General features: G+C 63.8%; 7 protein-coding genes. 6 read left to right on the forward strand and 1 reads right to left on the reverse strand.

Annotated elements, in window-relative coordinates:
* The first annotated feature begins 139 nt into the window (after positions 1–139).
* The 6 genes from B7X65_RS23620 (at position 140) to B7X65_RS23645 (ending at position 5,589) form a co-directional block, all read left to right on the forward strand.
* The gene (locus B7X65_RS23620) at positions 140–1,000 is read left to right on the forward strand and encodes a 3',5'-nucleoside bisphosphate phosphatase (protein ID WP_293596673.1); all 861 of its coding nucleotides are present in this window, start codon (positions 140–142) and stop codon (positions 998–1,000) included.
* The gene (locus tag B7X65_RS23625) at positions 997–1,902 is read left to right on the forward strand and encodes a DMT family transporter (RefSeq protein WP_293596674.1); all 906 of its coding nucleotides are present in this window, start codon (positions 997–999) and stop codon (positions 1,900–1,902) included. The genes B7X65_RS23620 and B7X65_RS23625 overlap by 4 nt, the downstream gene beginning before the upstream one ends.
* A 19-nt stretch (positions 1,903–1,921) precedes the next feature.
* On the forward strand, positions 1,922–2,557 hold the full coding sequence (locus B7X65_RS23630; protein WP_293596675.1) for an L-threonylcarbamoyladenylate synthase: 636 nt from the start codon (positions 1,922–1,924) through the stop codon (positions 2,555–2,557).
* A gap of 206 nt (positions 2,558–2,763) precedes the next feature.
* The gene (locus tag B7X65_RS23635) at positions 2,764–3,432 is read left to right on the forward strand and encodes a site-2 protease family protein (protein ID WP_293596676.1); all 669 of its coding nucleotides are present in this window, start codon (positions 2,764–2,766) and stop codon (positions 3,430–3,432) included.
* A 10-nt stretch (positions 3,433–3,442) separates the two neighbouring features.
* Positions 3,443–4,798, forward strand: coding sequence for a tryptophan--tRNA ligase (locus B7X65_RS23640; protein ID WP_293596677.1), 1,356 nt, complete (start codon positions 3,443–3,445; stop codon positions 4,796–4,798).
* A 206-nt stretch (positions 4,799–5,004) separates the two neighbouring features.
* Entirely contained in the window at positions 5,005–5,589 is a 585-nt protein-coding gene (locus B7X65_RS23645) for a response regulator transcription factor (protein ID WP_293596678.1), read from the forward strand.
* Positions 5,590–5,622: 33 nt separating this feature from the next.
* Here B7X65_RS23645 and B7X65_RS23650 read toward each other — a convergent pair whose 3' ends face one another.
* Entirely contained in the window at positions 5,623–7,047 is a 1,425-nt protein-coding gene (locus tag B7X65_RS23650; RefSeq protein ID WP_293596679.1) for a HAMP domain-containing sensor histidine kinase, read from the reverse strand.
* Positions 7,048–7,468 lie beyond the last annotated feature (421 nt).

Consider the following 7,468-nt stretch of genomic DNA (forward strand, 5'->3'; position numbering starts at 1 on the left):
GCTCGGGCGGCCTGCTGCGTTGAATTTCTTGCCAATAGCCAGCTATTGGCTGCGAAATCCGCCTTGCATTCCATCCCGATCCGGCTGCCGCGCATCCGCAAGGACATATTCAGCGCTTCCTAAAGCCTAAAATGGTTTGGTGATCCCCAAAAACATCCTCAACGCTGATCTGCATTGTCACTCCGTGGTGTCGGACGGCACCATGACCCCCGAAGCGCTGGCCGAACGGGCCAAAACCAACGGTGTCGAACTCTGGGCGCTGACCGACCACGACGAAATCGGCGGCCAGCATCGGGCTGCAGCGGCAGCCCGGGCGCAGGGCATGCATTACCTGACCGGCACGGAAATTTCGGTGACTTTTGCCGGTGAAACCGTGCACATCGTCGGCCTCGGGTTCGACCCCGACGACGCGGCCATGCAGCAGGGCCTGCGCAACACGCGCGGTGGCCGCGAACAGCGCGCCATGGAGATGGCCTACTCGCTGGCCAAGGCCGGCATCCGCGGCGCCTACGAAGGCGCGCTGAAGTTTGTCGGCAACCCGGACCTGATTTCGCGCACCCACTTCGCACGCTTCCTGGTGGAGACCGGCGTCTGCAAGGAAACCTCCGAGGTGTTTCGCAAGTACCTGACCGAAGGCAAACCCGGCTACGTGCCGCACCGCTGGGCCAGCCTGCAGGACGCCGTGGCCTGGATCACCAGCGCCAATGGCGTTGCGGTGATCGCCCACCCGGGGCGCTACAAGTTCACCCCCAACGAAGAATACGCACTGTTCACCGAATTCGTGTCCCATGGCGGGCAGGCGGTGGAAGTGGTGACCGGCAGCCACAGCACGCAGGAATATGTGAAATACGCCGAAACCGCCAAAGAGTTCGGCCTGGCCGCCTCGCGCGGCAGCGACTTCCACAGCCCCGACGAAAGCCACACCGACCTGGGCACCCTGCCCTTTTTGCCCGGCCACCTGACCCCCGTCTGGGAGCTTCTGGAAGACCGCATCCGGTGAGCCGCGCGCCGTCGGCCCTGGCGGGCATCACGCTGGTCATTGCAGCCACCGGTTTTTTTGCAACGCTGGACACCACCACCAAATTTGTCAGTGCCAGCGTGCCGCTGTTGATGGCCCTGTGGTTTCGCTACTTTTTCCAGGCGATTGCCACCACCGCCGTGGTGCTGCCGCTGCGCGGCCTGAGCGTGCTGCGCACCGCCCACCCGAAATTCCAGTGCCTGCGCGGCCTGCTGCTGCTGCTCAGCAGCCTGTTCGCCTTCCTGAGCCTCAAGTACATGCCGGTGGCCGAGTTCACCGCCATCGGCGCCATCGTGCCGCTGCTCATCACGCTGCTGGCCGCTACGGCGCTCGGCGAAAAGGTCTCGGTCCTGCGCTGGTCGCTGGTGCTGGGCGGTTTTGCCGGCACGCTGATCATCATTCGCCCCGGCGGCGAAGACTTCACCTGGACCCTGCTGCTGCCGCTGGGCATGGTGGCAACCAACACCGGCTTCCAGGTACTCACCAGCCGGCTGGCCAAAACCGAAGACCCGATCACCATGCACCTGTACACCGGCTGGGTCGGCACGCTGCTGGCCTCGCTGGCCCTGCCTTTTGTCTGGATCACCCTGCCCTCGTGGTCGTTGTGGGGCTGGCTGCTGCTGATGGGCGTGATGGCCACCGTCGGGCATTTCATGCTGATCCTGGGCTACATGCGGGCGCCGGCCGCCACCCTCACGCCCTACCTGTATGCCCAGATCGCTTTTGCGATGGTCGGCGGCTGGATCGCCTTTTCGCATGTGCCGGACGGCTGGTCCATGATCGGCATGCTGATGATTGCCATCTGCGGGGCACTGGGGGCCTGGCTGACCGCGCGTGAAAGCCGTGCGCTGAAAGAGTTCAGCGTGCGGCCGGCAGAGTCCTGACATCCTTGAAAAACACACCATGGCCCAGTATTTCGAGATTCACCCCGACAACCCGCAAGCGCGCCTGCTCAAACAGGCGGTGGCGCTGCTGACGCGCGGCGCGGTGATCGCCGTGCCCACGGATTCGAGCTACGCGCTGGTCTGCCACCTTGACGACAAGACGGCTGCCGACAGCCTGCGCCGTATCCGCGGCGTGGACGACAAACACCACCTGACCCTGCTGTGCCGCGACCTGAGCGAGCTGGCCAACTACGCACGCGTCGACAACAAGCAGTTCCGCCTGATCAAGGCCGCCACGCCAGGGCCCTACACCTTCATCCTCGAAGCCAGCAAGGAAGTGCCGCGGCGCCTGAGCCACCCCTCGCGCAAGACCATAGGCCTGCGCGTGCCCGGGCACAAAACCCTGCAGGCGCTGCTGGAACTGCACGGCGCGCCGCTGCTGGCCACCACGCTGATTCCGCCGGGCCAAACCGAGCCGCTGAACGACGCGGGCGACATTCGCGACCACATGGAACACGACCTGGCGGCGGTCATTGACGCTGGCGCCTGTCCCCAGGAAGCCACCACCGTGATCGACCTGACCCCCATGGGCCAGGGTGATGACCCCGTGGTGGTGCGGCAGGGGCGCGGCGACCTCGCGGCGTTGGGCATTTAGAGCCCCCACGGTCGCTCACTGCGTGTAGCTCCCTGCCCCCCGAGGGGGCCGCTGCGCCTGCGGGCCGGCAAAGCCGGACCCGCGGCCCCTGCTTGAAGGACATCCACACTGGGCACTTCGTGTCCTCGCTGCCCTGCCCATCGGGGGAACAGGACGCTACACGCTGGTAGAGCGACCGTGGGGGCCACGTCTGAGACAATTGGCGGATGGACTTTGCCAACCTGATTCAAACCGTCGCCATTTACGCGCTTCCCGTGCTGTTTGCCATCACCGTGCACGAGGCTGCGCACGGTTATGTGGCCCGGCATTTCGGCGACAACACGGCCTGGATGCTGGGCCGCGTGACGCTCAACCCGCTCAAACACATCGACCCGGTGGGCACCATCCTGATGCCTCTGCTGCTTTACTTCGCGACCTCGGGCGCCTTTTTGTTCGGTTATGCCAAACCGGTGCCGGTGCAGTTCGGCAAGCTGCGCAACCCCAAACGCGACATGGTCTGGGTGGCGCTGGCTGGCCCGGGCGCCAACCTGGCCCAGGCCCTGCTGTGGGGCATCGCGCTGTACCTGCTGCAGGGCACGGGCATCAGCGAACCGTTTTTCATCAAGATGTGCCAGGCCGGCATTCTGGTCAATGTCGTGATGCTGGTGTTCAACCTGTTCCCGCTGCCGCCGCTTGATGGCGGGCGCGTGCTGGTCGGTTTGTTGCCCTGGAAACAGGCCATGCTGGTCTCGCGCGTGGAGCCCTGGGGCTTCTTCATCGTGATGGCGCTGGTGATTTCCGGCGTGATCACCAACCTGTGGATGCGGCCGCTGATGACGCTGACCTACGCCCTTCTTGAAATCGTGCTGACGCCTCTGGCGATGCTGGTGCAATGACCCTGGACAAATGATGACAAACAAGCCTTCCGACGCCGCCGCGCGCCCCGCCCCTTCGACTTCGCCTTCGCCCCAGCGCTTTCTCACAGGCATCACCACCACCGGCACGCCGCACCTGGGCAACTACGTCGGTTCCATCCGGCCCTCCGTCGCCGCCAGCACAGGAGCCGGCGCAGAGAGCTTTTACTTCCTGGCCGACTATCATGCGCTGATCAAGTGCGACGAGCCGGCGCGCATCCAGCAGTCCACGCTGGAGATTGCCGCCAGCTGGCTGGCCGCCGGGCTGGACCCGGAGCGCGTGACCTTTTACCGCCAGTCGGACATTCCGGAAATTCCCGAACTGACCTGGCTGCTGACCTGCGTGACGGCCAAGGGTGTGCTCAACCGCGCCCATGCCTACAAGGCCTCGGTCGACAAGAACACGGCGGCCGGCAACGACCCCGACGCCGACGTCAGCGCCGGCCTGTTCATGTACCCGGTGCTCATGGGCGCTGACATCCTGATGTTCAAGGCCCACCATGTGCCGGTCGGGCGCGACCAGATCCAGCACATCGAGATGGCGCGCGACATGGCGCAGCGTTTCAACCACCTGTACGGCGAACACTTTGTGCTCCCGCAGGCGCTGATCGAGGAGTCCGTCGCCTTGCTGCCTGGCCTGGACGGCCGCAAGATGAGCAAGAGTTACGACAACACCATCCCGCTGTTCACGCCGCGCGAGCAACTGAAAAAACTCATCGCCGGCATCGTGACCGACTCGCGCGCACCGGGCGAGCCCAAGGAGATCGAAGGCTCGGCGCTGTTCCAGATCTACCAGGCCTTTGCCAGCGAGCCCGAAACCGCCGCGCTGCGCCAGGCCTACGGCGAAGGCATTGCCTGGGGCGATGCCAAGCAGCTCCTGTTCGAGCGGATTGACCGGGACGTGGCGCCCATGCGAGCCCAGTACCAGGCGCTGATGAAGGATCCGGCCAGGATAGAAACCATTCTGCAGGCCGGCGCCGACAAGGCACGCCAGCTCGCGGCCCCTTTCTTGCGGGAACTGCGCCACGCGGTGGGCCTGCGCAAGCTCGGTGCCCCGGCGAGCGCCGCCCCCAAAGAGAAAGCAGCCAGGGCCTCCCTGCCGGTCTTCAAGCAATACCGCGAGGCAGACGGCAAGTTCCATTTCAAGCTGGTCGATACCCAGGGCCAGCTGTTGCTGCAAAGCCACGGCTTCGATGCTCCCAAGGAGGCCGCGCAGGCGATTGGCCTGCTGCAAACCCAGGGCGCCAGCGCACTCGACGGTTTACGTGAAAAGCTGCAGCCTCTCCCCGGCATCACCGCGGCAGCACTGGATTCGGCCTTGCAGCAACTGGTCGAAGCGAGGTCCTGAAGGCCGGGACGAGGCCCCTCAAAACGCGTCCAGCAGCAGAAGTGCAAGGCCGACAAGTAATGAAAAAGGATGCCTTTCAAACCATGCATCGTGAATTAATTCCGGACTTAAAATTTATCGCTTACTCGCCAACTTGACAGTCAGCAGGTATGCTTACTTTTTGTTCCATTCACTGACAGTCTTTCACATCCTTACCGCCAGGCCCCATGCGTATTTTTGTCATCGATGACCATCCACTCATGCGGGAAGCCGTGGTGATGCTTATTCGCCGTCTGCATACCAAAGCCGTCGTCATCGAGCTGGACAGGCTGGCGGCCATCGGCCCGGCCGTGGAACAGCATGGTGTCCCGGACATCATCTGCCTGGACCTCAAACTGCCGGACACCCATGGCGTATCAGGCGTGCGGGAGGTGCGCCAGCAGTTTCCCGAGGTGCCCATCGTGGTGTTGTCAGCCGCCCCCGCGCAGGACTACCAGGACCTCTCGCTGGAAGCCGGCGCCGATGTCTACATTGAAAAATCCGTCGGCGCGACCGAGATCGCCAAGGTCCTGAAAACCTTTCTGGACGACAGTGCCGATCCGGAGGCCAGCACGGAACCCGAGAAGCTGTCCAAACGCCAGAAGCAGTTGCTGGTGATGCTGGACAAAGGCCTGAGCAACCGCGACATTGCCGCCGAATTGCAGATCAGCGAACACACCGTGAAGGTTCATTTGTGGCGCCTGTTTCGCAGGCTCAATGTCAAAAGCCGCTCACAGGCCAGCCACCTCGCCCGCACCCAGGGCCTGCTCTAGGACCTGCACTGGGGCCTGCTCCAGGGCGCCGCTTCAGTGGTGGCTGTCGTCTGGGCGTCCGCGGGTAGCCTCTCCGTCGTCGAAGGCCTCCATGTCCAGCCGGAACACCGTGCCCTTCCCAGGCTTGGATCGCATGCTCAGGCGATGATTCAAGGCCCCGCACAGCCGCGTCACGATGGCCAGCCCCAGCCCGAAGCCTTCCTCGGTTCCGTTGTGCCTGGCCACGCGGTAAAACTCCTGAAAAATCGCCTGCTGGTGCTCCGGGGCGATGCCCACGCCGGTGTCCCACACCTCCACACGCCAGCCGTCCTCGCCCGGACGAACCGCCATCAACACGCCGCCCCGTTCGGTATGGCGGATCGCATTGGACAGCAGGTTGCCGAGCAGGCGCTTGAGCAGCACCGGGTCTGAGCGCACCGCCCCCGGCAGCACATGGGTGCGCAGGTCCAGCCCCTTCTCCTTCGCCAGCGGGGCGTAGCGCAACTCCAGCTCCCCGACCAGTGACGGCAGGTCCACCCGCTGCCAGTTCACCTCGACCACGCTGGCATCGAGTTTGGCCAGATCAAACAGCGAATTGAAAAGCTCGTTGACGGCCTGCGTGGACTGCACAATTTTCGGGGTGATCTGCAGCACCAGTTCCGGCTCGGCGCGCAGCCAGTCGGCATACAGGCCGAGGGCATGCACCGGCTGGCGCAAATCGTGGGCAGCACTTGCAATAAACCGGCTTTTGGCTTCGACCGCCTCCAGCGCCACGCGTGTTTTTTCGGTCAGCGAGGCGATCAGCTGCGCGTTGGCAAACTGCAGATCCAGGTTGGACCGCTGAACGCGGTTCAGGCGTTGCCCGGCCATGCGGACGGCCGACCAGTAAATCAGCACCAGCGCCACCAGCGCATAGGTCGTGAGGGTGCCCGGGAAGGGCCGTTCTACCGCCATGCTCCAGGCCAACGCGGCCAGGATGGTGTAGGCCAGCCCGTTGATGTACCCGATAAAGCAGCGCAGGCACGCAGACAACGCACCCACGGAAAAACCCGCCATGCCCACCAGCACGATCAGGCAGATGAACTGGTCAAAGACCGGCGCCTTGAGAAAGTACAGGAACATCGACGCGCCCCAGACCATGCCACCCAAAGGCCAAGTCCAGCCATAACGCGCGATGAAGGCCCGCTGCTGGGCGATGCCGGAGTCGGCATAGTCGCGCTGGTAGATCCGGACCACCGAGTAGCGCATCACCAGAATAAGCACTGCCGCCAGCGTCCAGCTCAGCAACGCCCAATGGTTGACGTTGTTGTAGAGGACAGCCACGATGACCGGGATCACCAGCGCAGTTGAATTGAGCGCCGGCCGCGCGTTGCGCATGAAGTTGCGCGTCAGCTTGGCCTCCACCCAGTCATCACGCGCGGCGATGTCCGCCACGACGTGAGGGCTGTCAGCTGGCAAAGGCAGGGGGGCGGAATCCATGGCTGCAGTTTACTGTTTGCCGACTCCTGCACGACGCACAGTGCCTGACCGTTCTGGACAATATTTCGTTTGGCTTCACTTCTGGCTGAGTACAAAATTCGGCCTCAGCCCTTATTGCATGGACGTGAAAAGCTACATATTTCATAGCGCTTTCACGTCTTGCCTCCTGGCGCCGCTCCCGCTCCGCCTCAGCCGACACCTTCTGCACCGGGCTCAACAAATACTCCATGAGGGTTCCCAGGCCCTGGTGAATTTCGCCTGACACCTACTGCATCTGAGCGAGGTCGAACTGCTGGATCTCCTGAGGCCTAGCCACCTGCCTGAGCTGCCCAGCCGTGCCAGCCACCCCGCCCAACACCGCTATGCCCAGGCCCAGGTCACGCGTAGCTCGGCTGTCCATCGAGATGTCGGCTGTGAAACG

Source organism: Polaromonas sp. 39-63-25 (assembly GCF_002278925.1).
GTDB lineage: Bacteria > Pseudomonadota > Gammaproteobacteria > Burkholderiales > Burkholderiaceae_C > Polaromonas.